Here is a 19,523-nt window from a genome sequence, read left to right on the forward strand (position 1 = left end):
TACCCTGCTGGACCTCAGAGTTTCTCTCGCTCCTGGGCGGTTGGCTGCTCACGTTCGGCCATGAAGTCGGCGCTCATACAAGGCTCATCAAACCACCTATCCCAGGACTCACCTACAGGTGTGATTATGCGAGTACGACCAACCACGACGATCTCAACATGCGTGACCTCATCTGGCAGGGCCACGGCCTCGGGCAGGTATACCCCCTGGCCACGACCACACCTAAAAACTGTTGATTCCATCACGCGTCCTATGAACACAGTACCATGTGAACCGAACATAGCTAATGGGCCCGGTATGTCAACTGACACCGGATGCACACGTTATGAGGTGTCCTGACAAGATCGGACAGTCTCGGATCAAGCAGCCTGAGCAGTTTGTTTATCACACTCACATACGCCATCACTGTTTCGGGCTGTGCAGCAGAAGAGGCCACCCGTTGGGCTTATTCATCACACAGACCGGGGCAGTCAGTACTGTGCCAAGGCTTACCGGGCTCTCCAGGTACAATTTGGCATGCAGACCTCCATGTCACGCAAGGGGAACTGCTTCGACAATGCCCCGATAGAAAGCTTCTGGGGGTCTCTTAAAAATGAACTGGTTCACCACCATAGATTCGAGACGAGAGCGGAGGCCAAGGCAGCGATTCAGGAATACATAGAGATTTTTTACAACCGCCAGCGTCGGCATTCACGACTTGGCAATGTCAGCCCGGCGGAGTTTAACAAGAGGTATTGGAGAACTGCTCAGGCTGCTTGATCCGGGACTGTCCGATCTTGTCAGGACACCTCAAAGGAGTCTGACGACAAGCATCCCATCAGCGGTATCATTCAACTCGATGATGTCTACTGGGGCAGTGAACGCCGTGGTGGCAAGCGGGGTTGTGGTACCGTTTGCAAGACACCTTTGTGGCGGCAGTGTCCCTGAAGAAGGAAAGAAATCCAATCAAAATGTGGATGACGGTGGTTGATGGGTTCAAAACTAAGACCATTGGCAAGTGGGCTAAACGACATCTTGCTAAGGAAGGTGCGAATAAGTACCCTATGTGCCAAAACTAAAAAGTTTAGCCATTTAATATCAATAATTTAGAATGGTGTGTTTTTGTGCCAAGTGACTTGTTAGCACCTTCCCTAACGGGAGTGCCGTGATATCTGATGAGTTATCCCGTTTCAGGGCAGTCAAGGAAGCCAACTGTGAGTACCTGAGTGTCGTCACTGGAGGCAACCTGGATTTACTGGAGCATCTTGCGTTCAACTGGGTAAGCACGATAATAGGGAATGTGCAGAACTCGCTGCGGAGCAGTTGCCATACGCTTGGAACCAAGCCTCTACCAAATCATCTGACGGAATGATGCTTCCGATTTAAGCATCGTTTTGGCATCAAGAGCATACTGGTTGAATTGAACCACACGATAGAGGAAATCCATCTGATGCCATATCGGGAAGATCATGGGTAATCGGATAGGTGGTACCCCATATCTATAGCCACGTATGAATAATACATACCGATAAATTTGAGGAGCAACCTCTTATAGAAGAGTTAATAACTGTGCGATTTCAAAAACAAGCCTATCCGCTTCATCAGAATCAAAATCTGTTTTCTGAAGTTTTTTGACTCCATGCTCATTCAATAAGACATGATTTGTAGGAGTGAGATTGTGAATAGCCAAACAACTTTTGACACATTGTAAAGGACATCCATCGATAGCAATGATCGATCTACCAGACTTTGCTATACGGACTAAATGCTTTACGTTTCCACCAACACCTGCAATGCAGGACATTTCTGCATCACCTCGTTTATCTAGGGAAGGTGCGAATAAGTATCCTATGTGCCAAAACTAAAAAATTTAGCCATTTAATATCAATAATTTAGAATGGTGTGTTTTTGTGCCAAGGGACTTGTTAGCACCTTCCCTAGCTGAATAGCCATATAGTTTGCCATCTGCGCTGCACTTGAACAACCAGAGCATGAATAAACCAATGGTAAAGAACGTAAACATTCACTCATAAAACATCCTTTAAAAATCATAGTCCCATGAAGATGCCCTTAATAAATAGGGCATCTGCGAAATCAATTATCAAATTTAAAGTTTCTACCAATAGCGCTGGTAATTCCGTGGTAACTCCTGAAATTATAAATCAGAGGGCTCCACAAATCCGCGTCAATAACGTCATCTTTTTTAAGTAAAGATGCATCTGCATGCACATGAGTGGCTCGCAATTCAACGATAGCAAAATTATTGCGCTTTGTTATATGTTCAACTAAACACTCGACCTGAATTAAACATTCTTGGATACGAGATGGTTTAACGGTACAGGACGCCAGCTCTGTAAATCCACCAAGAGCAAATTTATTACCACAATAACTGAAACCTATCTTTTCAGATGGGACAGGATCCTTTCCGGTCAATTTGGCAATAGATTCAATTCTATCCGAAAGGTTGTCTGATGCAACATTCAATACGACTTCTGGACAATTCTCAATGTTTTCGATAGCCTTTGAATTTAGACTGAGGCCGATGACAATATTATTCGAAAGAGACCAACTCGATGATATTGGTGTAATGTTAGTTGTATCAGTATCATCGATGGTACTCAGTAGAATTACGGTGTTTCCCCAATAAAGTGATTTTGGGTGAACTTGCTTATGCATTGCCATCTCCTTTGTAACAGAAACACTACAAATTATATATCACAGTGTGATATAATTGAACTTATTGTATTTCACCTAAGAAGTCAACAACCGAGTAAGCTATGCTAACAAAAGCTCAATTTGAGGCACTTTCTGAGTTTCGCTATCAGTTAAAGCGTTTTCTTCACTTTAGTGAAACTGCGGCCAAGGAGCTCGGGCTCACACCATTACAATATTTATCCCTCCTGCACATTCAAGGATACCCAGGGCGCAACTGGGCAAGCGTGGGTGAACTAGCGGAAAGGCTACAAATGAGTCATCATGCTACCGTAGCTTTACTTACGCGATGTGAGGAGTTGGACCTTGTTGAACGGCGGAAAAATGAAAATGACAAGCGCAAAGTAGATGTGTATTTAACAGACAAAGGGAGAGAATATTTACAGCAATTGGCACAGCAGCATAAAACAGAATTACAATCGCTTCAAAATACTTTCCAAGTAGCACGTATTACAGCACTGAATGAAAACTATGATGCTGACCAGTAAAAAACATTATGTACTAAGAGTATGAGCAAGTGAATTGCTCATACTTAATTACCAGAATACTCTAGGGAAGGTGCTAACAAGTCACTTGGCACAAAAACACACCATTCTAAATTATTGATATTAAATGGCTAAACTTTTTAGTTTTGGCTCATAGGGTACTTATTCGCACCTTCCCTAATCATGGGTAATCAGGAATTCATTAATTTATTACTTTCATAAAATTAGCTCATTAAACAGCAATAGAGATCAATCATGATAGTAAAAACATCATTATAGTCTTGTCCGAAACTTAAGAGTGAACCCTATGATAAAAAGGCCAATATGCATTATCTCATAGTAACACAATGGACTTATCACTATTAATAGCAGAACTATTTTCTGGTTATTTTATCGAGATAACCCATGGCGAATGCAGACAAAACAAAAGTGATATGAATCAAAAGATACCATTTTATTTTATCATTAGGAATATTCTCTGTATTCATAAACACTTTTAATAGGTGAATAGATGATATTGCCACAATAGATGCAGCTACTTTATTCTTGAGAGAACCTGCATCTAGCTTACCCAACCAGCCTAACTTATCGTCGTTATCCCCTACGTCTAACCTTGATACGAAGTTCTCATAGCCAGAAAACATCACCATAACTATTAGCCCACCAACAAGAGCAATATCTATAAGTGATAGCGTGACTAGCACTAACTCAACCTCTTTTATCTTCCATATGTTTGGGATTATATGGAATATTTCTTGGAAAAACTTCACTCCAAGTGCTACTAGTACCAGGCTGAGACCTAGATATATAGGAGCCATAATCCAGCGAGATGAATACATTAATTTCTCGAATGCTTTTTCCATACAGTTCACCAAGCCTATTTTCTTTTTAACAAGTTAGATAACTATAAGCATTAATTCTACAGCCACCCCAAGTATTTTTATAAAGCCATTATTACATCTATGAAAACTTAATTCACATCAAAAGCCCCATCACAATATAAAACAATCTCGTTTCTATGTAGGATATACCATGAATAATCCTAGATAGATTATTGCCATAAAGATACTAACTTAGTATGAACCGCGAATTCAACTTCGAAGTGCGACACTCGCCTATGCCGCCTGACGGTACTCTTCGAATACCTTGACAGGCTGCCTGAATCCGAAACATTTCCGAGGTCGTAGGTTGAGCCACTGCTCCGCTCTCCTGACATCCTCGTCCGTGACCTCTCTCAGGTCTGTTCCCTTTGGGATAAACTGCCTCAACAGCCCATTGCTGTTCTCGTTCAGACCGCGCTCCCACGAAGAGTAAGGGTGCGCAAAGTAAGTCTCGGCACCCAGCGCTTCCTCTATCGCCTTGTGTTCAGCAAACTCGCCGCCGTTGTCAAAGGTGATGGTATGCACCTGCTCGATGTAGGGCGTTAACATCTCGATTATCGCATCCCGCACCACCCCAGCCTGTTTGCTCGCGACCCGCTTGACCAGATAGAGCCGGCTCTTGCGCTCCACCAGGGTGACCAGTGCACCTGTGCCTTGCTTGCCCAGCACCGTGTCCGCCTCCCAATCACCGAGCCGCTCCCGGCTATCGACGATAGCCGGCCGTTCATCAATAGAGCGGGCTTCCTTGATGGGAGAACGCAGGCTGCTCGCCCCCTTGCGGTAGCGCTTGTGGCCCTGGCGCAGATGGCGGTACAACTGGCCACCCCGGGCTTTGTCGGCGGCCACATGGCGGTATATCCACTCGTGACTCACCATGAGGCCTATCTGCTTGCCCACCGCGCTTATCTGCTCCGGGCTCCACCACCAGGCGAGTGTCAGCTCGACAAACTGGATGACATCGGCAGATAGCCGAGATTTGGCCGCACTGGCCCGTCGGTGGGTGGCGTGCTGATGCGCATTGTCTGGCTGGTAGCCCTGCGGCCCGGCGTTACGACGCAACTCCCGGTAGAGGGTGGAGCGATGAACGCCAATGGCGCGTGCGGTGGCAAGGATGGACATCCCCTGTGCGCGAAGCACCGATAACTGGTATCGTTGCCCCTCGGTCAACTGCTGATAGCTCATGGTGATACTGCTTTTACTTTGGCGAGCAGAAGGGTACCACCAATCAGCAGTTGGCCACCTCTCGCCATTCATCCATGAGTGTCGCACTTATTATCTGAATTCCCGAAATAACTGTTAGGGAAGGTGCGAATAAGTACCCTATGAGCCAAAACTAAAAAGTTTAGCCATTTAATATCAATAATTTAGAATGGTGTGTTTTTGTGCCAAGTGACTTGTTAGCACCTTCCCTAACAAATAGACTGGATAAGCGTACAAAACACCGGTTCAAGACCGGTGTTTTTGATAGTAACAGCAATACCAATAGCGATCTATTTTAGTAACGGCTCATAATTTTAGCAACCCACTCTCTAATATCATTTGACAGACGCGCTTTTTTTACAGTTCTTTTTGAACGACCCGCCCCTGGTCCATCACGATAGTAATTTTGTTCCTGACTCATATAAGTTTCATAGCCAAAATTATTTTTAAGAAATGACTCTAAAAACTTAATTGGAATTTTCCTGTTAGATGGAATGATAAAATAGTCATTATTAAAGAATTTTTTTACTGCAATGAGTTCATGCCCAAACTCAAATTTTCCATTCTCAATCCACGCTAGGAATTTACCAGCCTCATCACTACTGTAGCAATAATTGTCACTGAGTTTTAAATTATTGGCTAGCGATCTTATCATTGCAAATGTTACTGATTCTTGACTATTATAATCGTCAGTACACTTATATAATGGAATGTTATTTGTAATTATTCTACGTGTATTTCCTCTATCATCAAACCTAATCAATTCCTCACTCAATACCTCACTATAAAAGTGCTCAATATCAAAAGCCTCCCGAGCATAAAATTTACTTCTATTTAATAACCCGCAAATTCGCTCCTCCTCTGTTTTCAACTCCGCTAACTCAAGCATTTTTTTATCTGAATTTTTCAGCTCAGGTAAAAGATAGCTAATTTTATACCCCTGTTGTTCCAGCATTGTTAGTAGGGTGAAATTATAATCCAAACACAATTTATGTTGAATAAACAATCGGTTAACCATATGCATTAATGTGGGGTTGTGGCAATACTCATGCAAACGTTCAATAGAATAATCACACCCCAACGCTGACATCACCAACTCTGTAATGATATGATCGCTATTTTTATATACCCTATTTTTGCCACCAAGAAGCGCTAAAAATGCATTATTAGCATTCCTCGCTCGGTGGACAAACTGCATAATATCATTAGGCTGAACGAGCCCATTTGAAAAAATTGCAGTAAATGTTAGATCCTTATCTGTGAAACTAAATCCATTTTTCACAACCGGTGTAAAAATTGACACCAGTTTACTGCTAACATTTTTGTTTATAGCACCATTAGGGAATTTACGAGCAGTGTCAGCATCGATTAATATTTTTTTTGGTGTATTTATTGCGTTTACCAATACGTTAACATTTGATTTTTTTGCATTGTGTGCCTCGTCGCTAAATACAATACATTTTTTGCCACTTGATGCACGCTCATTGATCTTGTTTATAATATCTGGTTTAGTTGTTATAAAGATTTCTGGCATATTCCTAGGTTTGGATGATCTATATACGAACACTTTTTTATTACTGAGCGTAGCTAAATTTGAAATAAAATCAAATGAGTCCTGACTTAAAAACGCATCGGCAATAATAACAGTGCTGGCATCAGCAATAATTTTTTTGAAATTATCCATCCTTTCAATGTATTCATCAACTGAGACTCTCATGCCCAATTCTGAGTGCATTAAATTAAAAACATCCTCAAATTCATCTATAATCAAAACTTGGCACTTATCCCGGATATGCTTATATTTTTTACTATATAAAATGCTCAGACTAACACCATAGACACCGGTTTCATTTTTGGTGATATCTGTATGATAGTGTCGTTCATCCTGATCAGGATACAGTGAATTCGTGAACGCTCGAGATGGATTTAAAAAAATAGGATGCATGCCATTATTCCCAGCCTCGTCAAATGTGGGTATTAGGCAATTAGTTGTTTTACCAGTCCCTGGTGGAGTAACAACTATGTGAATCCCAGGGAAACGATCTAGACACAATCTTTCGTGACAAAGATCGATATTAGTTTCAGTAATATTATCATTCTTAGTATAGAAATTGTGCGCCAAAGATACCGCGCTCTTTTTAGCAAACAAGTGTTTGTTTATAGCCTCGGCGATTCTAGTATGGAATCGATTACTAGTTTGAGACCAAACATAATCAATTAGAGACGTCTGAGACATTATTTCTGGGCAAAAATGATGAGAGTTTAGCGCCACAAAATCAATTGCTTCTTGCTCCTCCACCTCATTTTTAGCATACCCGAGAAGCAGCAACCCTAGATTGACCTTGTTCGAACAAGTCTTAAACTCATGCCCATCAAGCACGACTGTGATCTTATAATCGAATGCAATTTTCACTGCATCAAATCCCGATTTATTGTCACTGATTAATCTTACTGAATTCCTAGACTCACCATCGCCAATAATTTCTACGATTTTATCCCTCAGCGCGTTAGATTCATCAACCCCAAATTTCAACTGGCAGTTTTCGCCACAACTCAACACAATCATATCCACCTCATTTAGTTTTTATAATAATATGGTGGCGTTTTTCAACGCTACACTTTTATTATAGTTATTAAATATTTAAATACTTCTCTAGCATTCACACCTAAATATTGGCGTAGGTATGATCCTTAGAGATTTTTTAATCTCTTGGAAGAATTCATAAATATAAATTATGTATCTACATACACTGACTGGTATGTATGAAATGAACGATATGCTGATTCCAATGCGTTTGCAATAGGGTAAAGAAAAATATCTTGACTTTCTTCTTGAATTATTAGTTAAACATTATAATTGAGCCCTAAAATGGCAAAAATATCTATAAACTCTAATAATTTTGAGGGGTGTGCAAGAGCTCTATCTGAATAGTCAATGCGATACAAAGGCCACTACACAGCGATGTAGTATGAGGAGCTAGTGACAAGAACGATCTTTGAGGCGATTTATTGTAACTGGTGTGGATGCACCACAGTGGTGCAAAACTCAAAAATTATAGCTCGATTCGCGATTGAGTCATAGGTAGGCAATATGTCGGAGCATTCCTCGCTCTGCGAGAACGTGACCATTTTCAATTCAAGGGTGAGGGAATAGTATGTTTATCATCCCCTCACCCTTCAAGTAAAAGCATCCCTAATAAACTGCTCGTTTTTCTGCTGCGAAAAATCTCTTAGAACAAATGGCTGAAAAGATGCATTCGCATCGTGGTCATAAACCTACTGCTTCGCAACAATCTTGCCAGTGGTGTTATCTAACCGATACTGAGAGATAGAGCCATCAACGATGTACTGAATTACATCCATAGCTGTCTCTATAGGAACACAAAACCACTCCTTCGGTGTATACACCTGCCCACCGAGCCCCTTTAGTTTTACATTGAGACGTCGTGAGGCAAGAAAACCATGAACTAAAGCCTCCAGCTTTTGCGCATTGAGATTGAAACAGTGGTTGATCGCAACTATTTGAACCGGAGCCTCCAGAAATGTACTGTCCAGCTCTGCATTTTTGATCCGCTCTTCCACCGACGTTTCAGTGAACCCAATCTTGTAGAGATTCGGCTTATATGGAGTGAGAGCAGGATCTGTACTCAGTGTTTTGAGGATATAAACAACCCCGGTCGACACTGTATCCAAAGATGGCAGCAATGATTGCCCATTGAGCTGAGCTTTTCGACCTTCGTTATCTCGAACCAAACCATGGGTCAATGACTGATAGAGCATGTGCATCTCAGTACCATTTTCAAACACCAGATAAAGCCTGGCATTGTACCCGCTATATTGCTCTAGGCGCTCCCCCACACTATCCACATAACCGATCACCCCATTGAGAATGAAGAAATCACCAGCAGCAATTTTCAACTTATGCGTGAAGCGTTCTAAACCAAAGGCTCCCGCCTTCAAACCATCATGGAAGGCAGTAAATAATGGGGCAAATCGGGGGAAATCACGGCACGGTTGACGCTGAGCAATCTCATCAGGTTGTTCTTTTTTCTCGCCAGAGATATGCCGCAAGTTGAAGATGTCAGGTTCATCAAAGTCGAGTAACCCATCATCGTCATCGGCAAAAATATCAGCAAGCGAAGTCACCAATTCAGACTTGCTTATACACGTTTCAGGCTCAACCGCAGTAGCTAAATAACTCTGTTTTAGAGCTGTTTCGCCTCGGTTTAACAGACCGAATTTATCCTGCGCCTGCAAATGATCGCACTGGGCGGGATTTGCCAAAATCCCCTTTAGTCGTCTTGCCAGCAGCTTCTCCTCGAGCAGCGCACCAGTTCCCTCATCGGGTAACCGGCCATGCTGTTCATAGAATGCGCTAATTGCAGCAAACTGTGCGCTGGCTAGATCGGGTGGTGCTGCTTTCACTTTAAGAGGTTGCACATCCAGCAACCCCAAGTCATCGTCTTCACCTAGGATATCACCCAAGCTCGATTTAGTGGCGAGCCTGGCTGTCGATAAGCGGATCATTTTAACGTCCCTGTGCTGCCATCTGTTGTTGCTTCATCTTGCGTACAAAGGCTAACGCTTCTGCATAGCGCACCTCAATCTGATCACTCGCATTAAGCGATGGCTCCCGCCCGTGCTCCCGAGTGAACTGCTTGATCTTGGGCCAGAGGATCACCGCCTCTTCTTCAGATACCTGTGACTTGGTTGCACTTACCGCCTGTTGGATCGTTTTCAGCATGGCTGCGGTAACTTGCTTTGACAGGATCTCATAAGCACCGTGGAACGGATTAACTGTATCGATCAGGTCAATATCCAGATTGTCGATGCATAGGAACTTCTCACCCATTTTCAAAAACTGTTTACCCGCCACACCACTTCCAGTGCTGCCATCCTGATGACCTGCTTCACTACCTAAATCGACGTCCGCACCCTCTGGCAAGTCTTTGCCATCAATCAAGCCTCCCTGTTGGTTGATCAATATGGTTTGCAGCAATCCTTGCCGTACCTGTTCCTGCTCTTCCTCGCTCAGTTCCGGGTAGAGGGTCTGGATCACTTGAGGCAGCGCCACCTGTGTCACGGCTTCAATTGGCGTGGTATCTGTGATCGCCTCTTTCACCACCTGCTCTTTGGTTAAAAGCGCAGCCATCAACTCATTCCTGTCACCGTTCAAAATGTCCAATACCTTCTGAGAAACGGGTGTGGCCGTAGTGTCATCGATAATCAGGGTATTAGGCGGCAGTGGGGTGCCATCCCATTGCGAACGGGGCTTGAACTGAATGCTGGGAGCGAGGATTTGCTCCATCAACAGTGAAGTGGTGATTGCTTTGAGCATATTGTTTACAGATGCCCGAACATCCTCATCTTGCGCATCAGGTTGGGCGATCAGATTTGTAAACTGGGCATGCCTCTTACCCTTGCAATCACGGGTCGCACGGCCAATTATCTGCACAATTTCGGTCAACGAGCTGCGATAACCAATGGTCAACACATGCTCACAGTAAGGCCAGTCAAACCCCTCCTTGGCCATTCCTAAGGCAATGATGATGTCCATATCATCGGCATGTTTGATATCTCGTAAATAGGCCTGAACTTTTGGGCGTTCAGTGGCATTGTCATCTACCAAGTTGGCCACTTTCAACATCCGCCCATCTTTGGCTGTGATATGCAAAATGCCCGTATCCTGGTCACGCATCGCAACCTCACCCAACACGTCGAGAATGGCATCTACCTCACCGTGCTTGTCCTTAGTTGATTCACCTGAATTAACGTTAGGGATATGGATGATGGTTTTCTTGCTGGCATCAAGCACATCAGGCAAAGCATCGATATAACGCCCCTGATAGAAGTGGTAACCGATGCCAAGGGATTTCAGGTACTGATAGCCATTAAGCTGCTCGTAGTAGGTGTAAGTGACCTTGGTAAACTTGGCCTCGTCCTCTGCGAGCAGGATCGGAACTGTATCTCCTCGGAAATATGACCCCGTCATCGCGACAATATGGGCGCTCGACTTATTCATCAGATCATCGATCAGGCTCCCCAATCGGTTATCACCATCAGCGGACACATGGTGAAACTCATCGATGGCCACAACACAGTCATTGAAGACGGCCACTGGTAGCTTATCAAACGCAAACCGCAGAGTGGCATGGGTGCAAACCAAGATCCGATCATCACCACTCATAAAGCGCTGAAATGCGTTGACCTTACCGCTGTCACTACCATCAACACAGAGATTGTTTTCCGGGCTTACCACCCAATCGGCAAAAAAACCATGTTCGGTTAACTGCGTATTCTGGAAAGATCCACCGATGGACTTTTCTGGCACAGCTACTATCACCTTGCGCAGCCCCTGACGCTCTAACTTGTCGAGCCCCAGAAACATCAAAGCACGAGACTTGCCGCAAGCAGGCGGTGCCTTAATCAACAAATACTGGCTATTACGCTCGGCAAACGCACGCGCCTGCATCTCGCGCATCCCCATTTCATTTAAGCTGGCACTCTGGCCTGTCTGGCCATACTCGACATGCAACAAATTGTTCATCGTGAATCCTTCCGAATAATGGTGACACAACGCAGGCCCTCAGCCTGCGTCATTGATCAATTTCCGACGAGAGCCTCGTAACGAGCCAAGAGGCAACTTAAACGGTCTGCCGCATCTTTGAATGGTCGATCGCGATAAAGACGATCAACAGCTCTGTCAAGCGCCTGATGTGCGGCCAACAATGCAGCAGGCATTTTGTTGGGATCATAGAGCTCTGCCAAGGTACGCCCAAGGAACTCTGCTCGAGTCAGCAAGACCTCTTCAGCTAAACGCTCTATTTCTTGGCGTTGGGCATCTGTGACTTCCGGCCAGGGGAATGGATTGTAAACAACAGAGGATGAATAGCGATAACGGCTTTCTAAACGCCCGGCAACCAAGCGCATCCAATCGTTGTGCAACAGTGAGGAAAGGATTCCAAATTCGTACATTGTACCATTAGGTATTATGTAGTTAAGGTTTGTTGAAATTACATCTGCATTGAAAAAGCCAAGTGGTACATAGGTTCTACGCTCAGAAGATACACTAGGTACAAGGATGTAATTATCAGGGTTATTTAAGTCCCGAAACTGATGTGGGCGCTCAGCAAGTTTCTGAGCTCCCTTATCAGGGCTTTTAATACGTGTTGAGGCAACTAACTGAACACGACGCTCGACTAATGGCATTGAGGCAAGTTCTTCTTCAGAAATCCCAACCAACCATAAGCACCAGCGCTCCCGTCCATTCAGAAACTCATCAGCTCCCAGAACCCTTTTTATCCAGCGTTCTGCTTGTGGCTCTTTTTCAAGCAGTTGCTCACGTTCAATTCTATTGAGCAGTAAATGTCCGCCATCTGTTGGCTTATTGCCAAACAATAATGGAGATACATTCGCAATCAATGGTTTGCTTCTCGGGATGACAGCCGCTATCGTACCTTCAACTAAGTAAGGACTAATGTTTTCAACTTGCTTGCAATGCCAATCCCCCTCTATATTTTGATATAAGTTTCGCTTTATTGGGCATGACGAAAGTCCCACGATGACTACATGTACGGCAGCTTTATCGCGAGCATTGTTACTCCAACTAAATGTTGGATATGCAAAATGAATTTTTAAACCAAGGCTAAAAATTGGTGGCCACAGAGTTGCGACCTGCTCACCTTGGCAAATAGAATTGGTTGATACCAGAGCTAACTCAGCTCTCGAGTTTTTAATATACTGAGCACCCTTCCAAAACCAACAAGCAACAAAATCTAAAGTCCCCAGTGATTTGAATCCACTAAATACTTCTTGCATGTCAGTCCGCTGTTCATCACTACGGCCAAGAGTTCCCAAAAAGGGCGGGTTGCCGATGATGTAGACCTCCTCTTCAGGACCTTTGGGACACACCAAGTTCCAATCCAGCCGTAGGCTATTACCGCTGTGAATATTGCCGCTGTCGCGCAAAGGGAGTGCCGGGGGAGCAAAACCAAACTCCTGCTGCCACTGGCTATTGAGCTGGTGCTCTGCCAGCCACAGCGACAAACGGGCAATCTCACAGGCAAAATCATCTATTTCAATGCCGTAAAATTGCGACAGATGCAGCCCACTCATGGCGAATCCTTGCGGATCAACTTCCTCCAATGCCTTGATGACTGCCATCTCAAGCTTGCGTAGCTCCTTATAAGCCACAATCAAGAAGTTACCCGAGCCGCAAGCGGGGTCAAAAACCTTGATCTGACCCATTCGCACCAATAACGCTTGCAGCCCTCTAGCACGCTTATTGGCTGCAACTTGAAGCTGTTTATCGAGTTCAGCTTGCAACGAGTCAAGAAACAGCGGTTGAATCACCTTCATGATATTACTGTAGGAGGTGTAGTGCTGGCCCAGCCGACTGCGCTGCTCTACGTCGATAACGGCCTGGAACATACTGCCGAAGATATCAGGGTTGATTTCACTCCAATCCATGGTGCCGCATTCAAGCAGGATCCGGCGGCCTTTCTTACCCAGTTCCGGGATAGGTTGATCCGATGAAAACAGTCCGCCATTGACGTAGGGGAATGCCGTCAGATGCACTGGCAAATTTTGCCGCTTAGCACTGCTTGGTTCGCTATTGAGCACCGCAAACAATTGATCGAGGAAGGCGTCCAGATCGCGACCATCCTCTTCTGTGTAGCTCTGGATGGCCGAAGTAAACTGCCCTTTGCCAAAAATGCCAGTATCTTCGGCAAACAGGCAGAACAACAAGCGGGTCAAAAAGACATTCAGAGCGTGGATATCTTCAGGCAGGTTAAGGTCATTCTGGGTGCGGATCAGATCGAACAGCTTGCCCATTTTCTCAGCCGCTTTGACATCAGCCGGGTTTTCGCTACTGACGATAGCCTTCTCAAGGCCTACCAGCGGCAGGAAGAAACCATAGTTGCTGTGCAGCTCCTCAAGTTCAATATCGAGCAACTCTTTGCTTAAAGTATCCGTAACCGTTCACCGGGACGGTGTTGACAGCACCAACTCCTCCGGGAACGGGTAGTCGGTTTTCTCGATGCAGGACCTGACAACTGCCCTCAGCCACTCCTGCGGGCAGCGGCCCAATCGCTTGGCCGTCTCCACCAACGATAGGATACGCTGCCTGAACTGCTCGCCTCGATGCGACCAGACGCCATAGCTTCCCTTGCGCCACAGCACATAGCCACGCAGCGCCCGCTCCGCTTCATTGTTGGTCAGCGCTATCTCGTCGTTTTCCATAAAACGCCATAGCATCTCATCGTCCTTGAGCAGTAACTGGCAGCGCCCACGGTAGCGCTTGGAACACAGTACACTGCCCCGCTCCAGCTGCCTTCGCCAGCTTTGCCGACATCGCTGCAACCTTCGCTGGTACTGCTCCCGGCTTAAGCAGCCTTGTTCATAGCCATGCCGGGTTCTGAACACCGTGTCAGCCAGCAGTACCAGCCGGGCTCCGATAGGCTGGTTGACGGCGTCGCTACTCTCGGCAATCGCCGCCACGTTGCGCAGCACATGCGCCCAGCACAGTTGGCGCTGGGCGCTGTCGATGAAGCGGTATCCCGCATACTGGTCGGTCACCAGCACCCCATCAAGCTCACTGCCCAGCAACCGCTTCGCTGCCTCCTGACCGCGGCCAAACGCCGTCATGAAGCAGACCGCGACCTTGCTCAGGGCCAGCCACATCCAGCGTCGCTCACCGCCCCGCTGGTGCCGGGTTTCATCGGCATGGATGATGGCGGCAGACTGCACTTGCTGTTTGATGGCTTGGTGGGTCGGGGTGAGCATGGCGCTGACCCGGCCTTGCGCTTCACTGATGGCGCCTCGGCTAAAGCTCAAACCGAAGTGCTGCTTGAGCTGCTGCTGTATCTTGCTGATGCTCTGGTGGAACTGACCACTCTGCAAAGCGATATAGCTCAGCAGATTAGCCCCCATCTGGCTGTGGCTCACCGTATCGGGCAGGGCTGCTTCACTGGTGGTGACGCACCCACGGCAGGTGCCCCGATACAGCTGATGCTCTGTCACCACATAGCTGACCTCGGGCAGGTCAAACACCTGATGAACCCGGTAGGGCTTGTCATGGGACACCACCTGCTCACCACAGCAGGCGCACTGCCGGGCAGGATAGTGTGGTATTGCCGTCAGTCGGTCGTCCTCAGGATGACGTTCACGCCGCTGCCCCTTGTGGCCAGGCTGGGCACCACGAGCCTTGCCGGAAGCGGGGCGCTTGCGCGCAGGCGGGGTCCCCGAGCCATCAGTGGAGGGGGGCTTGGAGGAGTTATTGCTGTTTTGGTTGAGGCGGTCTTCAAGCTCGGCGATGCGCGCCATCAGCTTGTAAATCAGCTCGTTGGCTTGCTCGAGGGTCAGCGGCAGGCCGGGTGGTGGCGTAATGGGTTTGCTCATGACGTGATGGTGCCAAGCTGGCGGGATCAGGCAAGGGGCAACAGTGGATCAAGGGATGATCGTCTCACTTTTTCCTGTCAATGCCATCTGGGTGAACAGTTACAAGTATCCCACGCCAGAAACCGGATAAAATCTGTGACCAACACAAATCGGATCTTGTGTTTAGCAATAGCAGGATCGCTTAAGCGAGCATCCAACAAGGCATTCAGGTCTGCTCTCTCTACTGTTGACTGGAAGTAAAGCTTGTTCTTGAGCGCAACATGACCTGCTTCTTTTGCTAAATTTCTCGGGTCATCGCCATTGCGAATTCGTGAGACAGTGGCTTTGGGGAAACCGAACACTGTCAGAAAGCTGTATATAAATTCATCGACATCTAGCTCTTGAGTCAGTTGTTCGAGCTGTTCGAAAATTTTCGCCTGATTGACGGCCATTAGTGGTCCTAAGATGTTTGTTGATTATTTTTTGCCTAACCCTGACACTTCATCAATCACGTACAAAGTTGCCTTGAGTAAGCCACTTATACTCTAGGGTTGGAGACTGTAATGACAGGGCTCAACCAAATTCTCTATATCATAACTCTACTATTTAACTGGGAGTCAATCAACTACACACTAAAAATGGGCGTTAAGCTACACGCCCATTTATAAAACATCCTCAACACCCAATTTAAAATGGTAGTTAATACTGAATATGATAAAGAGCTTCATTTCTTATTTCATCATCAAAATTAGTAGGCAAGGACAGAATCTCATCTAATACTGGGACAATCACGTTATCGTTGATATTTTTTCTAGCAATGTTGCCAACATTGTCTAAAAACTCAGAAACAAGTGCCAGCAAACAACACTCACCAAGATCACTCATGATACTTTTTTTGTCTAAGATAGAAATCAACATATTGATCCCATCTTCATACTTCTCATTATCATTCAAATACATTTTTGCAAGTTGAAATGTTGCACCTAAATGGTTAGCATTACGAGAAGCTAACTCAAACAATTTAATTGCATCGTCCTTGTTCTTATCATGATGTAGTGCGATATAACCACGTCGATAGTTTATATCATCATCATAAAGACTCGGGAATTGACTAATATAGGAATCCATAATCTCTTTACATTTATGTATATCTGCATTTACTCCATCACCAATGTGATAGATGTATGCTAGACGACATAGGATTTCTGGGTCTCCAGAACCAATACATTGGTTATACCAAAATTCAGCTTTTTCAAGATCTTGGGATACAGTAAGCCCCTTTGCATAGCGAGTTCCCAGTACAAATTGAGCCTTGCTATCACCTGATTTAGCTAGCGAAACAAGTTCATCTATAGTGCTATCATCTAAATGATGGCAATAATTAATTTCTGTGTAGTTTAACAAGTGATAATCTCGGACCCAATACATAAGGTGCGTCAATGCCGCCCGACAATTAGTATCACCATAACCTGCTCGATAGAGTTGCCAGTACAATTTTGCTAGTTGCAATTTTGCGCCTATTATTCCGTTTTCAGATGCGTATTCTAGATTATTTTTAATACTACCAATATCTCTAAGCAACATATCCTTATACTTTTCACATTCTTCTTTGTCATTCAATAATGACTTGAGTTCGCAAAGCTCCTTCATAGACAGCAAATATTTTGCGGCAGGATAGTTTCCATACGCAGCAGAGGAAAGCATCTCCAGTCCATCACTACAGCTCGCATTTTCATTTAACAGTATGATGCTGGCCTTATATTTAGCTTCCATATTGCCTTTTTTTGCTGCTTCGAGATAATGCCCCCAATCTGGCCCTATTTCATATTCATGCCCTCCAATCTTGATGTTCTCAAACTGAGTATTATCAAGATCGTATCCCAGCCAACAGTAGCACATGTCTCCAATTTTCACTTGCGCCTGAATATGCCCGGCATCTTTTGCTTTATTTAAAAATTCAAATGCCATATTGAGATCACGATCTATCTTATATTTTTTGTAGCTTTTTAGATGCATTAATCCTAATTGATATAACGCATCAATATTTCCCTGTTCTGCTGAGAGTGTAAATAGCTGATTTGCATGTACATCAACCTCTGGCCCTTCATTTTTATTGACTAAATGAATACCCATATTCAATTGGGCCAGTGGATGGTCATTTTTAACTGCCAACTCAAGCCATTCTATTGATTTTTTTTCATAGCTTTTCTTGGACGTTTTTTCACTTATCTTCAAACACAGTTGAGATAAGTTATACTGTGCGTTGCCATTTCCCTTTTCAGCTGATTTTGTATAACAATATTCAGCTTTATCGTCATCCTTAGGTATTAAAACCCCTTCGTCATAAATCCATCCTAGTGTAAAGTAGGACAGGGCACACCCACGATCCCCAGCTTTCCAAAAATACTTAATTGCTTTATTTATATTTTGAGTTACACCATGACCATGAAAATAGAGCATGCCAAGTTTTAAATTTGATTGAGGGTGGCCACGTAACGCTGCGATCTCATATGTTTTAATCGCTTTTAGAAAGTCAGCTTCTACGCCGATCCCAAATTCGTAAGAAATTGCCTCTAGATATATTGGCTCCATAGAGCGCTCATAACAATCAACTACTTTTTCAGTACCATTGCCGATCTTTATGAATGTCATTCCAACCTCCACGTATCCATTTAGTCAACTTGATCTCAATCTATCATCTTCAGAATTTTGTTTAATTACATTTAAGCATAAGTATGAGCTCTGTAACATTTATCGTAGATTTATAGCAGATCATCCATACAACACATGCTTAATGAGCCTAGGGAAGGTGCGAACAAGTCCCTGATATGAGATCATGTTTGTCATCTGGAGCCATGGAACAGGGTTCATCATGAGTCATCAACTTACCTTCGCCGACAGTGAATTCAGCAGTAAGCGCCGTCAGACCAGAAAAGAGATTTTCTTGTCCCGCATGGAGCAGATTCTGCCATGGCAAAACATGGTGGAAGTCATCGAGCCGTTTTACCCCAAGGCTGGTAATGGCCGGCGACCTTATCCGCTGGAAACCATGCTACGCATTCACTGCATGCAGCATTGGTACAACCTGAGCGATGGCGCGATGGAAGATGCTCTGTACGAAATCGCCTCCATGCGTCTGTTTGCCCGGTTATCCCTGGATAGCGCCTTGCCGGACCGCACCACCATCATGAATTTCCGCCACCTGCTGGAGCAGCATCAACTGGCCCGCCAATTGTTCAAGACCATCAATCGCTGGCTGGCCGAAGCAGGCGTCATGATGACTCAAGGCACCTTGGTCGATGCCACCATCATTGAGGCACCCAGCTCGACCAAGAACAAAGAGCAGCAACGCGATCCGGAGATGCATCAGACCAAGAAAGGCAATCAGTGGCACTTTGGCATGAAGGCCCACATTGGTGTCGATGCCAAGAGTGGCCTGACCCACAGCCTAGTCACCACCGCGGCCAACGAGCATGACCTCAATCAGCTGGGTAATCTGCTGCATGGAGAGGAGCAATTTGTCTCAGCCGATGCCGGCTACCAAGGGGCGCCACAGCGCGAGGAGCTGGCCGAGGTGGATGTGGACTGGCTGATCGCCGAGCGCCCCGGCAAGGTAAGAACCTTGAAACAGCATCCACGCAAGAACAAAACGGCCATCAACATCGAATACATGAAAGCCAGCATCCGGGCCAAGGTGGAGCACCCATTTCGCATCATCAAGCGACAGTTCGGCTTCGTGAAAGCCAGATACAAGGGGTTGCTGAAAAACGATAACCAACTGGCGATGTTATTCACGCTGGCCAACCTGTTTCGGGCGGACCAAATGATACGTCAGTGGGAGAGATCTCACTAAAAACTGGGAATAACGCCTTAAATGGCGAAGAAA

General features: G+C 45.3%; 14 protein-coding genes and 3 pseudogenes. 5 read left to right on the forward strand and 12 right to left on the reverse strand.

Annotated elements, in window-relative coordinates:
• Positions 1 to 14: 14 nt before the first annotated feature.
• The gene (gene vapB, locus I6G90_RS09220) at positions 15 to 281 is read right to left on the reverse strand and encodes a type II toxin-antitoxin system VapB family antitoxin (RefSeq protein ID WP_307772348.1); all 267 of its coding nucleotides are present in this window, start codon (positions 279 to 281) and stop codon (positions 15 to 17) included.
• A gap of 121 nt (positions 282 to 402) precedes the next feature.
• Between vapB and I6G90_RS09225 the strand changes: the two are divergent.
• The 3 pseudogenes from I6G90_RS09225 to I6G90_RS09235 form a co-directional block, all read left to right on the forward strand.
• Positions 403 to 759, forward strand: a pseudogene (locus I6G90_RS09225) (IS3 family transposase); the annotation flags it as partial.
• Positions 760 to 792: 33 nt separating this feature from the next.
• A pseudogene (locus I6G90_RS09230) lies at positions 793 to 1,019 on the forward strand (IS1595 family transposase); the annotation flags it as partial.
• A 113-nt stretch (positions 1,020 to 1,132) separates the two neighbouring features.
• Positions 1,133 to 1,456 (forward strand): annotated as a pseudogene (locus I6G90_RS09235) (transposase); the annotation flags it as partial.
• 72 nt (positions 1,457 to 1,528) lie between these two features.
• Here I6G90_RS09235 and I6G90_RS09240 read toward each other — a convergent pair.
• On the reverse strand, positions 1,529 to 1,783 hold the full coding sequence (locus tag I6G90_RS09240; RefSeq protein ID WP_197930910.1) for a putative zinc-binding protein: 255 nt from the start codon (positions 1,781 to 1,783) through the stop codon (positions 1,529 to 1,531).
• Between the two features lie 290 nt (positions 1,784 to 2,073).
• On the reverse strand, positions 2,074 to 2,655 hold the full coding sequence (locus I6G90_RS09250; RefSeq protein ID WP_162516531.1) for a flavin reductase family protein: 582 nt from the start codon (positions 2,653 to 2,655) through the stop codon (positions 2,074 to 2,076).
• 101 nt (positions 2,656 to 2,756) lie between these two features.
• Between I6G90_RS09250 and I6G90_RS09255 the strand changes: the two genes are divergently transcribed.
• The gene (locus I6G90_RS09255) at positions 2,757 to 3,179 is read left to right on the forward strand and encodes a MarR family winged helix-turn-helix transcriptional regulator (RefSeq protein ID WP_081999320.1); all 423 of its coding nucleotides are present in this window, start codon (positions 2,757 to 2,759) and stop codon (positions 3,177 to 3,179) included.
• A gap of 371 nt (positions 3,180 to 3,550) precedes the next feature.
• On the opposite strand, the gene I6G90_RS09260 is transcribed toward I6G90_RS09255, so the two are convergent.
• The 9 genes from I6G90_RS09260 to I6G90_RS09300 form a co-directional block, all read right to left on the reverse strand.
• The gene (locus I6G90_RS09260; protein ID WP_109422348.1) at positions 3,551 to 4,039 is read right to left on the reverse strand and encodes a TIGR00645 family protein; all 489 of its coding nucleotides are present in this window, start codon (positions 4,037 to 4,039) and stop codon (positions 3,551 to 3,553) included.
• A gap of 252 nt (positions 4,040 to 4,291) precedes the next feature.
• Positions 4,292 to 5,239 (reverse strand): IS30-like element ISAs2 family transposase, encoded by a 948-nt coding sequence (locus tag I6G90_RS09265; RefSeq protein ID WP_139700491.1) that lies wholly within the window; start codon positions 5,237 to 5,239, stop codon positions 4,292 to 4,294.
• A 313-nt stretch (positions 5,240 to 5,552) separates the two neighbouring features.
• On the reverse strand, positions 5,553 to 7,823 hold the full coding sequence (locus I6G90_RS09270; protein ID WP_197930914.1) for a hypothetical protein: 2,271 nt from the start codon (positions 7,821 to 7,823) through the stop codon (positions 5,553 to 5,555).
• 710 nt (positions 7,824 to 8,533) lie between these two features.
• A complete protein-coding gene (locus tag I6G90_RS09275) occupies positions 8,534 to 9,784 on the reverse strand; it encodes a GIY-YIG nuclease family protein (protein ID WP_197930916.1) in 1,251 nt (416 codons plus the stop codon).
• 1 nt (position 9,785) lies between these two features.
• Positions 9,786 to 11,804 carry a DEAD/DEAH box helicase gene (locus I6G90_RS09280; RefSeq protein WP_197930918.1) on the reverse strand — a complete coding sequence of 673 codons (2,019 nt, stop codon included), beginning with the start codon at positions 11,802 to 11,804 and terminating at the stop codon, positions 9,786 to 9,788.
• 56 nt (positions 11,805 to 11,860) lie between these two features.
• Complete coding sequence (locus I6G90_RS09285) at positions 11,861 to 14,212, reverse strand: class I SAM-dependent DNA methyltransferase (RefSeq protein WP_197930920.1); 2,352 nt, start codon at positions 14,210 to 14,212, stop codon at positions 11,861 to 11,863.
• 27 nt (positions 14,213 to 14,239) lie between these two features.
• Positions 14,240 to 15,658, reverse strand: a complete 1,419-nt coding sequence (locus I6G90_RS09290; RefSeq protein WP_004576012.1) for an IS66-like element ISAs21 family transposase — start codon at positions 15,656 to 15,658, stop codon at positions 14,240 to 14,242.
• Between the two features lie 77 nt (positions 15,659 to 15,735).
• Positions 15,736 to 16,089 carry a type IIL restriction-modification enzyme MmeI gene (locus tag I6G90_RS09295; RefSeq protein ID WP_197930922.1) on the reverse strand — a complete coding sequence of 118 codons (354 nt, stop codon included), beginning with the start codon at positions 16,087 to 16,089 and terminating at the stop codon, positions 15,736 to 15,738.
• Between the two features lie 247 nt (positions 16,090 to 16,336).
• Complete coding sequence (locus tag I6G90_RS09300) at positions 16,337 to 18,289, reverse strand: tetratricopeptide repeat protein (protein ID WP_197930924.1); 1,953 nt, start codon at positions 18,287 to 18,289, stop codon at positions 16,337 to 16,339.
• A 220-nt stretch (positions 18,290 to 18,509) separates the two neighbouring features.
• Between I6G90_RS09300 and I6G90_RS09305 the strand changes: the two genes are divergently transcribed.
• Positions 18,510 to 19,490, forward strand: coding sequence for an IS5-like element IS5 family transposase (locus I6G90_RS09305; protein ID WP_000019402.1), 981 nt, complete (start codon positions 18,510 to 18,512; stop codon positions 19,488 to 19,490).
• Positions 19,491 to 19,523 lie beyond the last annotated feature (33 nt).

Origin of the sequence: Aeromonas allosaccharophila (assembly GCF_016026615.1) — a bacterium.
GTDB lineage: Bacteria > Pseudomonadota > Gammaproteobacteria > Enterobacterales > Aeromonadaceae > Aeromonas > Aeromonas allosaccharophila.